At 62.9% G+C, this 16,535-nt stretch carries 15 protein-coding genes; 14 read left to right on the forward strand and 1 reads right to left on the reverse strand.

Annotated elements, in window-relative coordinates:
* Positions 1–20 precede the first annotated feature (20 nt).
* The 13 genes from V1289_RS42120 to V1289_RS42180 all read left to right on the forward strand — a co-directional run bounded on the left by V1289_RS42120 (position 21) and on the right by V1289_RS42180 (position 12,652).
* Positions 21–1,340: an ABC transporter substrate-binding protein gene (locus tag V1289_RS42120; RefSeq protein ID WP_334405285.1), complete on the forward strand. Its 1,320-nt coding sequence runs from the start codon at positions 21–23 to the stop codon at positions 1,338–1,340.
* A gap of 123 nt (positions 1,341–1,463) precedes the next feature.
* Complete coding sequence (locus V1289_RS42125; RefSeq protein WP_334405287.1) at positions 1,464–2,423, forward strand: carbohydrate ABC transporter permease; 960 nt, start codon at positions 1,464–1,466, stop codon at positions 2,421–2,423.
* Positions 2,416–3,351 carry a carbohydrate ABC transporter permease gene (locus V1289_RS42130; RefSeq protein WP_309184289.1) on the forward strand — a complete coding sequence of 312 codons (936 nt, stop codon included), beginning with the start codon at positions 2,416–2,418 and terminating at the stop codon, positions 3,349–3,351. Before V1289_RS42125 ends, V1289_RS42130 begins: the two co-directional genes overlap by 8 nt.
* Positions 3,352–3,398: 47 nt before the next feature.
* Positions 3,399–4,385 carry a D-erythronate dehydrogenase gene (denD, locus tag V1289_RS42135; protein WP_334405290.1) on the forward strand — a complete coding sequence of 329 codons (987 nt, stop codon included), beginning with the start codon at positions 3,399–3,401 and terminating at the stop codon, positions 4,383–4,385.
* Positions 4,386–4,419: 34 nt separating this feature from the next.
* Positions 4,420–5,364 carry a sugar kinase gene (locus V1289_RS42140; protein WP_334405292.1) on the forward strand — a complete coding sequence of 315 codons (945 nt, stop codon included), beginning with the start codon at positions 4,420–4,422 and terminating at the stop codon, positions 5,362–5,364.
* The gene (gene eda, locus V1289_RS42145) at positions 5,361–6,017 is read left to right on the forward strand and encodes a bifunctional 4-hydroxy-2-oxoglutarate aldolase/2-dehydro-3-deoxy-phosphogluconate aldolase (protein ID WP_334405294.1); all 657 of its coding nucleotides are present in this window, start codon (positions 5,361–5,363) and stop codon (positions 6,015–6,017) included. Before V1289_RS42140 ends, eda begins: the two co-directional genes overlap by 4 nt.
* A 38-nt stretch (positions 6,018–6,055) precedes the next feature.
* Entirely contained in the window at positions 6,056–7,225 is a 1,170-nt protein-coding gene (locus V1289_RS42150) for an acetyl-CoA acetyltransferase (protein WP_334405296.1), read from the forward strand.
* Positions 7,226–7,267: 42 nt separating this feature from the next.
* Complete coding sequence (locus tag V1289_RS42155) at positions 7,268–7,468, forward strand: hypothetical protein (RefSeq protein ID WP_334405298.1); 201 nt, start codon at positions 7,268–7,270, stop codon at positions 7,466–7,468.
* 172 nt (positions 7,469–7,640) lie between these two features.
* Complete coding sequence (locus tag V1289_RS42160; protein WP_334405300.1) at positions 7,641–8,843, forward strand: CaiB/BaiF CoA transferase family protein; 1,203 nt, start codon at positions 7,641–7,643, stop codon at positions 8,841–8,843.
* Positions 8,844–8,868: 25 nt separating this feature from the next.
* On the forward strand, positions 8,869–10,035 hold the full coding sequence (locus V1289_RS42165) for an acyl-CoA dehydrogenase family protein (RefSeq protein WP_334405302.1): 1,167 nt from the start codon (positions 8,869–8,871) through the stop codon (positions 10,033–10,035).
* A gap of 117 nt (positions 10,036–10,152) precedes the next feature.
* A complete protein-coding gene (locus V1289_RS42170) occupies positions 10,153–11,289 on the forward strand; it encodes a thiolase family protein (RefSeq protein ID WP_334405304.1) in 1,137 nt (378 codons plus the stop codon).
* Positions 11,286–11,645 carry a Zn-ribbon domain-containing OB-fold protein gene (locus tag V1289_RS42175; protein WP_334405306.1) on the forward strand — a complete coding sequence of 120 codons (360 nt, stop codon included), beginning with the start codon at positions 11,286–11,288 and terminating at the stop codon, positions 11,643–11,645. The genes V1289_RS42170 and V1289_RS42175 overlap by 4 nt, the downstream gene beginning before the upstream one ends.
* A 479-nt stretch (positions 11,646–12,124) precedes the next feature.
* Entirely contained in the window at positions 12,125–12,652 is a 528-nt protein-coding gene (locus tag V1289_RS42180; protein ID WP_309184296.1) for a carboxymuconolactone decarboxylase family protein, read from the forward strand.
* A 36-nt stretch (positions 12,653–12,688) separates the two neighbouring features.
* On the opposite strand, the gene V1289_RS42185 is transcribed toward V1289_RS42180, so the two are convergent.
* Positions 12,689–13,945 (reverse strand): Hsp70 family protein, encoded by a 1,257-nt coding sequence (locus V1289_RS42185; RefSeq protein ID WP_334405308.1) that lies wholly within the window; start codon positions 13,943–13,945, stop codon positions 12,689–12,691.
* Between the two features lie 239 nt (positions 13,946–14,184).
* Here V1289_RS42185 and V1289_RS42190 point away from each other — a divergent pair, with 239 nt between their 5' ends.
* Positions 14,185–16,527 carry a Tex family protein gene (locus tag V1289_RS42190; RefSeq protein ID WP_334405310.1) on the forward strand — a complete coding sequence of 781 codons (2,343 nt, stop codon included), beginning with the start codon at positions 14,185–14,187 and terminating at the stop codon, positions 16,525–16,527.
* Positions 16,528–16,535 lie beyond the last annotated feature (8 nt).

Genomic DNA, 16,535 nt, shown 5'->3' on the forward strand with positions numbered 1-16,535 from the left:
TAATCAAGGGAGGATGGACTATGTACGACTTTACTCGCCGCTCTCTTCTTCAGGGCGGTACCGCACTGGCCGCGGCCGGCGCGCTGACAGGGCCTGCTTTGTTCGATTTCGCCAAGGCCTGGGCGCAAACGGCGCCGTGGAAGGCGGAGCCTGGCGCCAAGCTGACCGTGATGCGCTGGAAGCGCTTTGTGCCGGCGGAAGACGATGCGTTCAACGCCATGGTTGCGGCCTTCAAGACCGCGACCGGCACCGACATGAATGTGTTCTCTGAATCCTTCGAGGACGTGCAGCCGAAGGCGTCGGTTGCCGCCAACACCGGCTCGGGCCTCGATCTCGCCTGGGGCCTGCATACGTTGCCGCAGTTGTTCCCGACCAAAGTCCTGAAGATGAACGACGTCGCCGACTATCTCGGCAAGAAGTACGGCGGCTGGACCGATGCCGCCGCGAAGACCTGCAAGCAGGGCAACGACTGGCTCGGCATCCCCGTCGCCACCATCGGCGGCTACATGACCTACCGCAAGTCGGCGACCGACAAGGCCGGCTTCAAGGACTTCCCCAAGGATTTTCCGGGCTTCCTTGAAATGTGCAAGGCGATGAAGGCGAACAATACGCCGGCGGGTTTCGCGCTTGGCCATGCCACCGGCGACGCCAACGGTTGGCTGCACTGGTTGCTGTGGGGCCACAACGCCTGGACCGTCGATAAGGATGACAAGGTCATCATCAATTCGCCGGAGACCGCGAAAGCGCTGGAATATTGCAAGGCGCTTTCCGACACATTCATTCCCGGCGTTGCGTCCTGGAACGATGGATCGAACAACAAGGCCTTCCTGTCGGGCGAACTATACTGCACCGCCAACGGCATCTCGATCTACGTTGCCGAAAAAGACGATCCAAAGATGAAGGATCTTGCTGAAGACACCTATCACGCGCTTTGGCCGGTCGGTCCGATCGGCAAGCCGACCGAACTGCAACTCGCGGTTCCGATCCTGGCGTTCAACTTCACCAAGTATCCGAATGCGGCGAAGGCGTTCATCGCCTTCATGCTGGAGAAGGAGAATTTCGAGAAGTGGCTTTCGGGTGCGCGCGGATATCTCACCCACACGCTCAACGCCTACGACTCGGCTCCGGTGTGGACCGCCGATCCGAAGAACCAGGTGTTCAGCCAGGCCAGCAAGCGCGCGCTCCCGGCATCGGGCATTGGCACGCCCGGTGAAAAGGCGGCGAGTGCGATCGCCGACTTCATCGTGGTCGACATGTTCGCCAACTATTGCACCGGCGCGAAGGATACCAAGACCGCCATGGCAGAAGCCGAACGGCAGTTGAAGCGAATCTATCGCTGATCGAACTGGAGCGGGCGGCGGCGACCGCCGCCCGCTCCAACACCCCCGAGCGGGATCCGGAAAAGCGGCTACCGGTTTTTGAAAAGATCATGCTCAAACGAAATCGACATCGGAACATCGCCAATGGCTGACATCGCGCTGCAACCTCGGGTGGCCAAGCCGCAGATACGCGAGGCCACGACGTGGGATCTGATCAGGACGAACAAGAACTGGCTCGGTTTCTGGTTTATGATGCCTGCGATGGGGTTCCTGATCTTCTTCCTGGCCTATCCGCTCGGCCTGGGCATCTGGATTTCGTTCACGGACGCCAAGATCGGCCGTCCCGGCGCATTTATCGGAATCGAGAATTACGAATGGCTACGGGATGATTCGATCTTCTGGCTCTCGGTCTTCAATACGCTGCTCTACACTTTCATCGCGAGTGCGATCAAGTTTGCAGTCGGCCTCTATCTGGCGCTGCTGTTGAACGAGAATATGCCGTTCAAAGCAATGCTGCGGGCGCTGGTGCTAATTCCCTTCATCGTGCCGACCGTGTTGTCGGCGCTGGCGTTCTGGTGGATCTTCGATGCGCAATTCTCGATCATCTCATGGTCGCTCAAGCACCTTGGGCTGATCACCCAGAATATCAACTTCCTCGGTGATTCGACCTGGGCGCGGATATGCGTGATCTTCGCCAATATCTGGCGCGGTGTTCCCTTTGTCGCGATCACGCTGCTCGCCGGTTTGCAGACCGTTCAACCGTCGCTCTACGAAGCAGCGACGCTCGATGGCGCAAGCAAGTGGGAGATGTTCCGTTTTATCACCTATCCCTTGCTCACCCCGATCATTGCGGTCGTGATGACGTTCTCGGTGCTGTTCACCTTTACCGATTTCCAGTTGATCTGGGCGATGACGCGGGGTGGTCCCGTCAATGCCACACATCTGATGGCGACCTTGTCGTACCAGCGGGCGATCATTGCGGGTCAGCTCGGTGAGGGCGCTGCAATATCGAGCGCAATGATCCCGTTCCTGCTCGCCGCGATCATGGTGTCGTGGTTCGGACTGCAGCGGCGCAAGTGGCAGCAGGGAGAGAGCAATGACTGATCTACCCACCAGGTCCATTGATCTCAAAGCGGTGCTGTCGGGCTCTTCGCCGACGGTCGCGAAGGACGACCACAGCGAAGGCATGAGCTATCTGCAGTCGCTGCCGCGCCGGCTGGTGACGCTTTATCTGCCGCTGTCGATCATCGTCTTCATCCTGTTGTTTCCGTTCTACTGGATGGGCTTGACGGCGATCAAACCGGACGAGCAACTGATCGACCTCGACAAGTTCAATCCGTTCTGGACCTGGAATCCGACCTTCAAGCACATTCACAAGCTGCTGTTCGAGAGCTACTATCCGCACTGGCTGTGGAACACGATGTATGTCGCGGTCTGCGCCACCATCCTGTCGATTTTCGCCAGCGTGCTGGCCGCCTACGCCATCGTGCGGCTGCGCTACAAGGGCGCGCATTGGGTCGGCGGCCTGATCTTCCTGTCCTATCTGGTGCCGCCCTCGATCCTGTTCATTCCGCTCGCCACCGTCGTGTTCCAGTACGGCCTGTTCGACTCGCCGCTGGCGCTGATCCTGACCTATCCGACCATCCTGATCCCGTTCTCGACCTGGCTGTTGATGGGCTACTTCAAGACCATCCCGTTCGAGCTGGAGGAATGTGCGCTGATCGACGGCGCGAGCCGGTGGCAGATACTGATCAAGATCGTGCTGCCGCTGGCGATCCCCGGCCTGATCTCGGCCTTCATCTTCTGCTTTACGCTGTGCTGGAACGAGTTCATCTACGCGCTGACCTTCCTGCAATCGACCCAGAACAAGACGGTGCCGGTCGCGATCGTCAACGAGTTCGTCGATGGCGACGTCTATCGCTGGGGATCGCTGATGGCGGGCGCGCTGGCGGGTTCGTTGCCGCTGGTTATCCTTTACGCCTTCTTCGTCGAGCATTATGTGTCGGCCATGACGGGAGCTGTGAAAGAGTGAGCGCGCAGGCCCGGGCCTGATATTCAAGAACAACAAGGAGACGGGTCTTGCACATTCTGATTCTGGGCGCCGCCGGCATGGTCGGCCGCAAACTGACCGAGCGGCTGCAGCGCGACGGACATCTGGGCCAGCGCGAGATCACGCGCATGACGCTGCAGGACGTGGTCGCGCCGACAAAGCCCGCCAACGCGACTATTCCGATCAGCATCGTCACCAGCGATTTTGCCGATCCCAATACCGCCGCGCCGCTGGTGGCGCACCAGCCCGAGGTCATCTTCCATCTCGCCGCGATCGTATCGGGCGAGGCGGAGGCCGAATTTGACAAGGGTTATCGCATCAATCTCGACGGCACGCGGCATTTGATCGATGCCATCCGCGCCATCGGCGGTGGCTACAGACCGCGGCTGGTGTTCACGTCCTCGATCGCGGTGTTCGGCGCGCCGTTCCCGGACAAGATCGGCGACGAATTCTTCCACACGCCGCTGACCAGCTACGGTACGCAGAAGTCGATCTGCGAACTCCTGATCAACGACTATACCCGCAAAGGCCTGCTCGACGGCATCAGCATCCGCCTGCCGACGATCTGCGTGCGGCCGGGCAAGCCGAACAAGGCCGCCTCCGGCTTCTTCTCCAATATCATCCGCGAGCCGCTGGCGGGCGAGGAGGCCGTATTGCCGGTTTCCGAAGACGTGCGGCACTGGCACGCCTCGCCGAAATCGGCCGTGGGTTTTCTGGTCCACGCCGGCACCATGGACCTCTCGGCGATGGGCGCGCGGCGCAATCTCAGCATGCCCGGACTGTCGGCGACCGTCGGTGAGCAGATCGCAGCATTGGACCGCGTGGCCGGCAAGAACGTCACCGCGCGCATCAAGCGGGCGGCCGATCCCACCATCATCGGCATCGTCAGCGGCTGGCCGCGCGATTTCGTCACCGACCGCGCGCTCAAGCTCGGTTTTACCACGGCGGAAAAGACGTTTGACGATATCATCCGGATTCACATCGAGGATGAACTCGGCGGCAAGTTCGCAGCCTGAGATGACTTCAGGCCAACCCGCGCGGGGTGCGGTCATGACTCGAGTAGCGTCAATCGGCGAATGCATGATCGAGTTGAAACAGGCTCAGGGCGGCCTGTATTCGCGTGGCTATGGCGGCGATACGCTGAACACCGCCGTCTATCTCGCCCGTCTGGGTGTCGACGTCGATTACGTCACGGCGCTGGGGGACGATCCCCTCAGCGATGAGATGGTTACAGCCTGGACGGCCGAGGGCATCGGCACCAAGCGTGTCGCCCGGTTGGCGGGTAAATTGCCGGGCCTCTATGTTATCCAGACCGACGACAGGGGCGAAAGGCGGTTCTTTCACTGGCGCGAAAGCGCAGCCGCACGCAGCCTGATGGATTTGCCGGAGACGGACGACATCCTGAATTCGTTCGCGAGCTACGATGTCGTTTATCTGTCCGCGATCACGCTGTCGATTCTGGGCGAGGACGGACGCGGGCGCCTGATGGCGGCGCTGAAGCGGTCGCGGCTGCTCGGAACCCGCTTTGCCTTCGACACCAATTTTCGGGCCCGCGGCTGGCCCGATCTCGACATCGCGCGCCGGGTTTTCGGCGAGGCCTTTGAGGCCGCCGATATCGTGCTGGCCTCGACGGAGGATCTGTTGCCGCTCTATCCCGGAGAAAGCAATACGGCGCTGATGGCGCGCATTTCCAGTCCGGAATTGGTGTTGAAGCTCGCGGAGCCCAATTGTGTCTTGCGTTTCGCGGGAGGCTCGCACGAGGTGAAGGCCGAGCCGCTGACAAAACCCGTGGTCGATACCACGGCGGCCGGCGACAGTTTCGCGGCGGCCTATATCGCTGCACGGCTTGGCGGCGCCGACCCGATCAAAGCCGCGCGCGCCGGCCATCGCCTTGCTGGCGTCGTGGTTGGTTATCCCGGCGCGATCATCCCGCGCTACGCGATGCCGCCCAGGAAATCACCCAGACCCGCTCCCTCCCGCAAGGCATCTCAATGAACGCGACATCGAAACAGGAACAACTCGCTGATCTGTTCAGGCAGGCGACCGTGATTCCCGTTCTCACCATCGAACGGCTGGAAGACGCAGTCCCGCTCGCAAAAGCCCTCGTCGCCGGCGGTGTGCGCACTTTGGAAGTCACGCTGCGCACGCCGGTTGCGATCGAGGCCGCTAAGGCGATGATATCAGAGGTGCCGGACGCCATCGTCGGCATCGGCACCATCCTCAACGCGAACGATCTGGCCCGCACGGAGGCGCTCGGCGCCAAATTCGGCATCAGCCCGGGCGCGACGCCGGAACTCCTGAAGGCCGCCGCCGCAAGCCGCTTGCCGTTCGCGCCCGGCATCGCCACCGCATCCGAACTGATGCAGGCGCTGGCGCACGGCTTCGATCTCGTCAAATTCTTCCCGGCCGAGCAGTCCGGTGGTATCAAGGCACTGCGCGCGTTGGCAGGGCCGTTTCCGAACATACTGATATGCCCGACCGGCGGCATCGGCGAGGCCAATGCGGCGTCCTGGCTGGCGGAGCCGAATGTGCTGGCGGTGGGCGGTTCCTGGCTTTGCCCGGCCGCCGACATCAGGAACGGCAACTGGGCCGGCATAACCGCCATGTGCGAGCGGGCGATGAAATCGCTGAAACCGGCGTCAAGATAGGTTACATAACGGGCCGAACAGGAACAGGGAGAACGACCATGACAGCCAGCATCGTCGGATGGGCGCATACGCCTTTCGGCAAGTTCGACGCCGAGACGGTTGAAAGCCTCGTGGTCAAGGTCGCAACCGACGCGATGGCGGACGCCGGTATCTCGGCCGCCGATGTCGACGAAATCGTGCTCGGGCATTTCAACGGCGGCTTCTCGGCGCAGGATTTTACCGCCTCGCTGGTGCTGCAGGCCGATCCGGAATTGCGCTTCAAGCCGGCGACACGGGTCGAGAACGCCTGCGCGACCGGGTCAGCGGCGGTGCATCAGGGCATCCGGGCGATCGAGGCCGGTGCTGCGAAGATCGTGCTGGTGGTCGGCGTCGAACAGATGACGCGGACGCCGGGCCCGGAAATCGGCCGCAATTTGTTGAAGGCATCCTATCTGCCGGAAGACGGCGACACGGTCGGCGGTTTCGCCGGCGTGTTCGGCAAGATCGCGCAGGGCTATTTCCAGAAATATGGCGACCAGTCCGATGCGCTGGCGATGATCGCCGCCAAGAACCACAAGAACGGGGTCGCCAATCCCTACGCGCAGATGCGCAAGGATTTTGGCTTCGAATTCTGCCGCTCCGAGAGCGAGAAGAATCCGTATGTCGCAGGCCCCCTGAAGCGCACCGACTGCTCGCTGGTGTCGGACGGTGCGGCCGCGTTGGTGCTGACGGATTCGGAGACCGCCAAGACCATGGGCAAGGCGGTGAATTTCCGTGCCACCGCGCACGCGCAGGATTTCCTGCCGATGTCCAAGCGCGACATTTTGCAGTTCGAAGGTTGCACCGTTGCCTGGCAGCGCGCACTGGAGAAGGGCGGCGTGACCTTGTCCGATCTCTCCTTTGTCGAAACCCATGACTGTTTCACCGTCGCCGAACTGATCGAATATGAAGCGATGGGCCTGACGCCGCGCGGGCAGGGCGCCCGCGCCATCAAGGAGGGCTGGACGCAGAAGGACGGCAAGCTGCCGATCAATCCGTCCGGCGGCCTGAAGGCCAAGGGCCATCCGATCGGCGCCACCGGCGTCTCCATGCATGTGATGAGCGCGATGCAGCTCGTGGGCCAGGCGCCCGAGGGCATGCAGCTCAAGAACGCAAAACTCGCCGGCATCTTCAACATGGGTGGAGCGGCGGTGGCGAATTACGTCTCGCTGCTGGAGCCCGTGAAGTAGAAGTTGTAAAGTCCACGATCCGTTACCGCCAAAGGGGGCGTCATGAGCAACGAGAGCTCGTTATCACTATCCGAACTCAACGATCGGATCGCGATCCTTCAGGCTAACATCCGGCAGTTGGTCGAACAGGCGGCCGGCGCTTCGGGTGAACAGAACGAAGAGCGCATCGCGAACCGCATCCATCAGCAGAATGAAGAGCTCGAAAAACTGACCAGGGAACGGGACGCCCGCTCGAAGAAGTAGCCGCCGCACGCCGGCGCCGCATTTGTCGACGCCAGCCGCGTAGTCGCCGCCCCGCGGGTGGCTTGGCGCATACGCCCATACGCCTGGCGCCCTTGCTCTTGGCGAAGCGCTGCCGTTACTAGGCCCAGAAGCAATAACGCGGCCGAAATTGTCCGCTTGTCTGGGAGCAACCATGGGACCATTGCAAGGCATCAAGGTCGTGGACATGACGACCGTGCTGATGGGGCCCTATGCCACCCAGATGCTCGGCGATTACGGCGCCGATATCATCAAGGTGGAATCGCTCGATGGCGACGTGACGCGGCAGATCGGGCCGACGCGCCATCCCGGGATGGGGCCGGTCTTTCTCAACACCAATCGCAGCAAGCGTTCGATCTGTCTCGATTTGAAAAAGCCGGCCGGGCGCGACGCGGTGCTGCGGCTGATCAAATCCGCCGACGTGCTGGTCTACAATGTACGCCCGCAGGCGATGGCGCGGCTGCTGCTCGGTTACGACGTCGTCTCGGCCGTCAATCCGCGTCTGATCTATGCCGGCGTATTCGGTTTCGGCCAGGACGGACCTTACGCCGCAAAGCCTGCCTATGACGATCTGATCCAGGGCGCGACCGCGCTGCCGGCGCTGATGGCGCAGACCTCTGACGGTGTTCCCCGTTACGTGCCCAATGCGCTGGTCGACCGCATCGTGGGCCTCACCGCGGTCGGTGCGATCTGCGCCAGCCTGGTCGATCGCGACCGCACCGGGCGCGGCCAGCGCGTCGATATCCCGATGTTCGAGACCATGGCCGGTTTTGTCATGGGCGACCACATGGGTGGTCTGACTTACGAGCCGCCGCTCGACAAGGGCGGCTATGCCCGGCATCTGTCGCCGGACCGGCGGCCCTACAAGACCTCCGACGGCTATATCTGCGTGATCGTATACAACGACAAGCAGTGGGAGAATTTCTTCAAAGCGACCGGCCGCGACGATCTCCGCAGCAATCCGAAATTCGCAACCTTCGCCGGCCGCGCCGTCAACATCGATACGGTCTACGCGGAACTGGCGCGCATTCTCGGAACCAAAAGCACCGCCGAGTGGAGCGATATCCTGGAGAAGGCCGACGTGCCGGTGATGCCGATGCACGACCTCGAGAGCCTGCTGACGGACCCGCACATCGTCGCGACCGATTTCTTCCCCGTCATTGATCACCCGACCGAGGGACGCATTCGCAACATGAAGGTCTCGGCGCGATGGTCGGAGACGCCGGTCGAGACGACGCGGCTGGCGCCGCGCCTTGGCGAGCACTCTGCGGATATTTTGCACGAAGCAGGCTTCTCCGCGGACGAGATCGCCGCCATGCTACGCGACAGCGTCACCAAGGCCGCGCCCAACACATAGGACCGGGAACTTACAGGATTAGATCATGGATTTCGCGCTGTCAGCCAACCAGGAGTCGATCCGCGATGCCGTGGCAAAAATCTGTTCGCATTTCGACGAGCACTATTGGCTGAAAAAGGACAAGGAGGGCGGCTATCCCGCCGACTTCCACCGCGCGCTGGCGGATGCCGGCTGGCTCGGTATCTGCATCCCCGAGGAGTATGGCGGTTCGGGCCTGGGCATCACCGACGCCGCGATCATGATGCGGACGATCTCGGAATCCGGCGCCGGCATGTCCGGTGCCTCCGCCGTGCACATGAACGTTTTCGGGCTCAATCCGGTCGTCGTGTTCGGCACCAAGGAGCAGTGCACGCGCATGCTGCCGCCGATCATCGATGGCCGCGACAAATCCTGCTTTGCGGTGACCGAACCCAATACCGGGCTCAACACCACCCAGTTGAAGACCCGCGCCGTGCGCAAGGGCGACAGATATATCGTCAACGGCCAGAAAGTCTGGATTTCGACGGCCCAGGTCGCCAACAAGGTCCTGCTGCTGGCGCGCACCACGCCGCTGGAGGAAGTGAAGACGCCGACGCAGGGCTTGAGCCTGTTCTACACCGATTTCGACAAGAAGCGCGTGGCCGTGCACGAGATCGAGAAGATGGGCCGCAAGCCCGTCGATTCCAACGAATTGTTCTTCGAGAATTTCGAAATCCCGGTCGAGGATCGCCTCGGCGAGGAGGGCCGCGGCTTCGAATACATCCTGCACGGCATGAATCCCGAGCGTATCCTGATCGCAGCCGAAGCGGTCGGGCTCGGCCAGATCGCGCTGTCGCGCGCTTCGGCCTATGCCAAAGGCCGCATCGTGTTCAATCGTCCGATCGGCATGAACCAGGGCATCCAGCATCCGCTGGCGAAGAACTGGATGGAGCTGGAAGCCGCTTGGCTGATGGTGCTCTCCGCCGGCTGGCAATACGACCAGGGCATGCCGTGCGGACCGGCGGCCAACGCCGCGAAATATCTCGCGGCCGAAGCCGGCTTCCACGCCTGCGAGCAGGCGGTGATGACCCACGGCGGCTTTGGCTATGCCAAGGAATATCACGTCGAGCGCTATTTGCGGGAATCGCTGATCCCGCGCATCGCCCCGATCAGCCCGCAGCTCATTCTCAGTTTTATTGCCGAGAAGGTGCTGGGGCTGCCGAAGTCGTATTAAGATGAGGGTACACTCTCAGACCATCATTCCGGGGCGCGTCGAAGGCGCGAACCCGGAATCTCGAGGTTGCGGGTTCGATGCTTCGCATCGCCCCGGAACGACGGAGTATTCATCGCCATGAGCTTCATCACCGGCGTCGGCCTCACGTCCTACGGCAAGCACGAAGGCTCGTCCTCGCTCGACCTCATGAGCAAGGCGGCCGGGCTTGCGCTTGCCGACGCCGGGCTGAAACGAGCCGACATCGACGGCATTGTCTGCGGCTACTCGACGGTCTCGCCGCACATCATGCTCGCGACCGTGTTCGCCGAGCATTTCGGCATCCGACCTTCCTATGCCCACGCGGTGCAGGTCGGCGGCGCCACCGGGCTCGCGATGACCATGCTGGCGCATCATCTGGTCGATGCCGCCGTCGCCAAGCATGTGCTGGTGGTCGGCGGCGAAAACCGTCTCACCGGGCAGAGCCGCGACGCCTCGATCCAGGCGCTGGCCCAGGTCGGTCACCCCGATTACGAAGTGCCGCTCGGGCCGACCATTCCCGCTTACTACGGCCTGGTCGCGTCGCGCTACATGCACGAATATGGCGTGACGGAGGAGGACCTTGCGGAGTTCGCGGTGCTGATGCGCAAGCATGCGCTGACTCATCCCGGCGCCCAGTTCCACGATCCGATCACGGTCGCTGATGTGATGGCCTCAAAACCGGTGGCGATGCCGCTAAAGCTGCTGGATTGCTGTCCGGTGTCCGACGGCGGCGCGGCGTTCGTGGTCAGCCGCGAGGCTACCTCCGAGGCCGGCGTGCGCATCCGCGGCTGCGCGCAGGCGCATACCCACCAGCACGTGACGGCAGCACCGGCTCTGAGCGAACTCGGCGCCGAGATTGCGATCGCCAAGGCCAAGGCCGCGTCGGGCGTTGCGATATCGGACGTGCGATACGCCGCGGTCTACGACAGCTTTACGATCACGCTGGCGATGCTGCTGGAAGATCTGGGCCTGGCCAAGCGCGGCGAGGCGGCGGCGCGGGTGCGAGCCGGTCATTTCGGCCGCGACGGCGACATGCCGCTCAATACCCATGGCGGGCTGCTCAGCTACGGGCATTGCGGCGTCGGTGGCGCGATGGCGCATCTGGTCGAGGCTCATTTGCAGATGACGGGACGTGCCGGCAACCGGCAGGTCCGCGACGCCTCGATCGCGCTGCTGCATGGTGACGGCGGCGTGCTGTCGTCGCATGTCAGCATGTTCCTGGAGCGGGTGCGATGAGTGAAAGACTCAGGGATTGGACCAAGGGCGAGGCGGCGATCGTCTATCAATCCTGCGGCGCTTGCGGAAAAGTGCAATATTTCCGCCGCGGGTTTTGCACGGCCTGTGGGGCGCCGGACCCGGTGGAGAAATGCGCCGGCGGGGCAGGGACGGTCTACGCCACGTCGCTGGTGTGCCGCGCCGCGACGCCGGAGACCCGCGCGCATGTTCCCTACAACATCGTTCTGGTCGATACCGCGGAAGGTTTTCGGATGATGGCCCATGGCGACAACGATCTCGCGATCGGCGACAAGGTCATCGCGCGCTATCAGCAGTTCGCTGGGCGGCTGGTTCCATACCTTGCGAAAGCGAAGTGAACTTGCGGCGTCGTTGCAACGAAGCCTCACGAAGCAATCCAGACCTACGCGATACTGTCAATCCGGATTGCTTCGTCGCTTACGCTCTTCCCACTGACGCCGATACTACGCGTACAAACACAGTGGCGGCTTTCACCGCCAGTAGAAGATAATACCGGCGATGACGAGCATCGCCGTCACCGCCAGCATTTGCGCAAGCGCCTCCGAGGCCGCCCTCTTGGTGGCTTCCTTCATACCTGTCTCCCTAGACTTGGGCGTGACTCATCGTTGCGCGAAGCGCTTTCGACGGTCATCATTTTTACTCGGAACACCCCGCGACGAGTATTCGCTTTGATGAGTCCCCACTCAGCGAATATCGACCGTGCCAAGGTCGAACAGCAATGCGGCGGCATTTTGACTCAGCCGTGTTGCTCTCGCGTCAAACGCCGGATAGGGTTTTGGAAACCGTCCGACAACGATAATCGAAACCCAGGTGAGAAATGGCCCGTATCGACTACAGCGATCCCGCGAAAGCCAGCGACCGCACCCGCGAAATCCTCGGCAAGAACCGCAATGCAAATATTTTCCGGATGATGGCGCATTCGCCGAGCTATTTCGAACAATATTGCCGGCTGGGTGGCGCGATCCGGCACAAGGGTGAACTCGATCCGGTGGTGCGCGAACTCGCCATCACCCGCACCGGAATCCTGTGCGAGGCGCCGTATGAGATCGTCGCTCACAAGCGCATCGGCAAGAACGTCGGCGTCACCGATGAGCAGAACGAGGCGCTGGAGAACTGGCAGTCGGCCAAATGCTTCAACGAGGTGCAGCGCGCCGCGCTCGCCTTCGCCGATGAAATCGTCAAGCTGCACAAGCCGACGGATGCGACCTTCAACGCCATCGCGTCCAAGCTGACGCCGGCCGCACTGGTCGAACTGCAGCTCTCGGTCGGCTTCTACATCATGACGTCGAAGTTTCTGGAAACCTTTGCGATCGACATGCAGCCGGTGACGGATGTGGTGAGCTGACCTGGCGGCAGTGCTAGAGCCGCGCCGCTGTGTCGATCAGTCCCGCGGACCGTATCGCCGCAGCGCCTCCAGCGTCAGTCCCTTGCCGACGGCGCCAAAGCTATCGCCATCGACGATGCGGGCCAACGGCACCGCCTTTTTGATTGCGTTGCGGACATGGGCGAGCCGCACCGAGCCTCCGGTCAGGAACACGGCGTCGATATCATCGGCGGTCAGTCGCGCCTGGGTGAGGCAGTTCTTGATGCGGGCCGCGATGCGCTCGGCCAATTGCCGGGTGTGGCTGACGAGATCGGGGCGGCCGATCGCGGCGCTGAGGCCGGGCGCGACCCATTCCAGCGGGATGTCGGCGCGGCGCTGGTCGGACAGCGCGATCTTGGCGTCCTCGACCTCCATCGCCAGCGTATGGCCGCGCTGTTCGTCGACCACGCGCACCAGCCGGTCGATCAGGGCCGGCTCGCTGGCTTCCTGCCGCACCTGACGGATATCCGCGATCACCCGCGGCTCATACATGCGGTTGATGCTCGACCAGGTGGCGAGGTCGTGGAAATAGCTCGAGGGCACATCGAGCCCGGCGCGCTTCATCGCGCTGCCGAAGCCGAACAGCGGCATCACGACGCCGAGGCTGAGCTGGCGGTCGAAATCGGTGCCGCCGATGCGCACGCCGTCATTGGCGAGGATATCGGCCGAGCGGTCGGCCTTGCCGTGACGCTCGGGCCCAAGCCGCACGATCGAGAAATCCGAGGTGCCGCCGCCGATATCGGCGATCAAGGCGACTTCCTCGGACGTGATCTGGCGTTCATATTCGAGCGCCGCGGCGATCGGCTCGAACTGGAAGGTGATGTCGTCGAATCCGATCTCGCGCGCGATCTGCCGCAGCGTCTGCTCCGCCTTGCGATCGGCGTCCGGCGCGTTGTCGACGAAATGCACGGGGCGGCCGTGCACGACGTCGCGCAACTCGCGATCGATGGCCTGTTCGGCGCGCCGTTTCACCGCGCCGAGATAATAGGCGATCACGTCGCGAAAGCTGGTCCGCTCGCGTCCGAGCCTTGTGGTCTCGTCGATAAGCGAGGTGCCGAGCACCGATTTGAGGCTGCGCATCAGCCGGCCGGGGGCGCCGTCGACATAGGCCTCGACCGCCCTGCGGCCGATCAGCACGGCGCCGTCCACCTCGTAGAAGATCGCGCTGGGAATCGTGGTGTATTCGGCCTCCATTGCCGCCAAAACCGGCGCATGGCCTTCGATGGTGCCGAGCGTCGTATTCGACGTTCCGAAATCGAGTCCGCAGATTGACATGGGCGCTCCAGAGGAAGCGTCCGTCTACACACTACGGTGCGATCGATCCACCCTTATCTTGCTGTGCAACAACAACGCGCAGCTTTGGACAGGCTGGACGACCCCGGCCACCGAATGGCCTTGATCCACAGATCAATTTCTTTCTTGCGCCGGGTTGATAAATCGATCTGTCATGGTCCATAAGCGGCGTCCCCGCGGCAAGCGACCCGGCCGCCGCGACCTGTTTGGAAAGAACCTTCGTGGCAAACATTCATCGGCAGATTGCGCAGGAACTCGGTGTCCGCGAGCAGCAGGTCGAGGCGACCGTGACCCTGCTCGACGGCGGTGCCACCGTCCCCTTTGTCGCAAGGTACCGCAAGGAAATCACCGGCGGGCTCGACGATACGCAATTGCGTACGCTGGAGGAGCGCCTGAATTATCTGCGCGAACTTGAAGAGCGCCGCACCGCCATCCTCAATTCGGTCCGCGAACAGGGCAAGCTCGATGCCGCGCTGGAAGCGGCGATCCTCGCCGCCGACAGCAAGGGACGGCTGGAGGACATCTATCTGCCGTTCAAGCCGAAGCGCCGGACCAAGGCCGAGATCGCCAAGGAGGCGGGTCTCGAGCCGCTCTCGGAATTGTTGCTGACGCAGCCGCAAAACGATCCACAGGTGGTCGCCGCAGGTTTCGTCGATGCCGACAAGCAGGTGGCCGATGTGGCTGCGGCGCTCGACGGCGCGCGCGCGATCCTGGTGGAGCGGTTCGCCGAGGACGCCGATTTGATCGGAAGCTTGCGCGAGCAAATGTGGTCAAGCGGCCTGATGGCCTCCACGGTGCGCAAAGGCAAGAAAACCGAGGGCGAAAAATTCAAGGACTATTTCGACTTCAGTCAATCGCTGAACAAGCTGCCGTCGCACCGCATCCTGGCGATGTTCCGCGGCGAGAAGGAAGAGATTCTCGAATTGCAGATCCTTCCGGATGCGCAGCCGCCGGCCACGACGATGCCCAGTTCGTATGAGCTGAAGATCATGCGGCGTTTTGCGATTTCCGACCAGGGCCGCCCGGGCGACCGCTGGCTGGTGGAGACGGTGCGGTGGGCGTGGCGCACCAAGATCCAGGTGCATCTCAACATCGACCTGCGGATGCGGCTGTGGACGCTGGCCGAAACCGAAGCCGTGCGCGTGTTCGCATCCAATTTGCGCGACCTGCTGCTGGCAGCACCGGCCGGCGCGCGCGTTACCATGGGCCTCGATCCCGGTTTCCGCTCCGGCGTCAAGGTCGCCATCGTCGACGCCACCGGCAAGGTGGTGGCGACCACGGCGGTCTATCCGCATGAGCCGCAGCGGCAATGGGATGCGGCGCTGGCGACGCTCGGAAAGCTGGCGGTGGCGCACCGCGTCGACCTGATCGCGATCGGCAATGGCACGGCGTCGCGCGAGACCGACAGACTGGCGATGGATCTCGTCAAGCTGCTGCCGGACCTGAAAATGTCGAAGATCGTGGTCTCCGAGGCCGGCGCGTCGGTCTATTCGGCCTCGGCCTTTGCCTCCGAGGAGTTGCCCGAACTCGACGTCACCTTGCGCGGCGCGGTGTCGATTGCGCGGCGGCTGCAGGATCCCTTGGCCGAACTGGTCAAGATCGATCCGAAGGCGATCGGTGTCGGCCAGTATCAGCATGACCTTGGCGAGACCAAGCTCGCGCGTTCGCTCGATGCCGTGGTCGAAGACTGCGTCAACGCGGTCGGCGTCGATGCCAACACCGCTTCCGCGCCGCTGCTGGCGCGGGTCTCGGGCATCGGCTCCGGGCTGGCGCAAAGCATCGTGCAGCACCGCGACGCCAACGGTCCGTTCAAATCGCGCAAGGCGCTGAAGGAAGTGCCGCGGCTCGGGCCGAAAGCGTTCGAGCAATGCGCCGGGTTCCTGCGCATCAATGACGGCGAGGATCCGCTCGATGCTTCCGGCGTGCATCCGGAAGCCTATCCGGTGATCAGGCGGATTCTCGGCGCCACCAAGAGCGACATCAAGGCGCTGATCGGCAATGCCGAGATCGTGCGCCAGTTGAAGCCGCAGGCTTTCGTCGACGACACTTTTGGTCTGCCCACGGTGACCGACATTTTGCGCGAACTGGAAAAGCCCGGGCGCGATCCGCGTCCGGCCTTCAAGGCCGCGGTGTTCAAGGAGGGCGTCGAGGAGATCAAGCACCTCAAGCGCGGCATGATTCTCGAAGGCACGGTTACCAATGTCGCCGCGTTCGGCGCCTTCGTCGATATCGGCGTGCACCAGGACGGACTGGTGCACATCTCGGCGATGTCGAAGACCTTCATCAAGGATCCGCGCGAGGTGGTGAAGTCCGGCGACATCGTCAAGGTGAAGGTGCTGGAGGTCGAGGTCGCCCGCAAGCGCATCGCGCTGACCTTGCGTCTCGATGACGAGGTGGGCGCCAAGGGCCCCAAGCTGACGGAAGGCAAGCCGCGCGATATTTCCCGGGCGCAGATGACGTCGCAGGCGCCGCGCAAGCCGCAGGAAGCCTCGGGTGGCGGCGCGCTCGCCGAAGCTCTGCGCCGCGCCAGCGAGAAGTCAGGGCGCGGCAAGAACGGCGCCTAGCCCAGCGT

The organism is Bradyrhizobium sp. AZCC 2289 (genome assembly GCF_036924615.1).
Classification (GTDB): Bacteria; Pseudomonadota; Alphaproteobacteria; order Rhizobiales; family Xanthobacteraceae; genus Bradyrhizobium.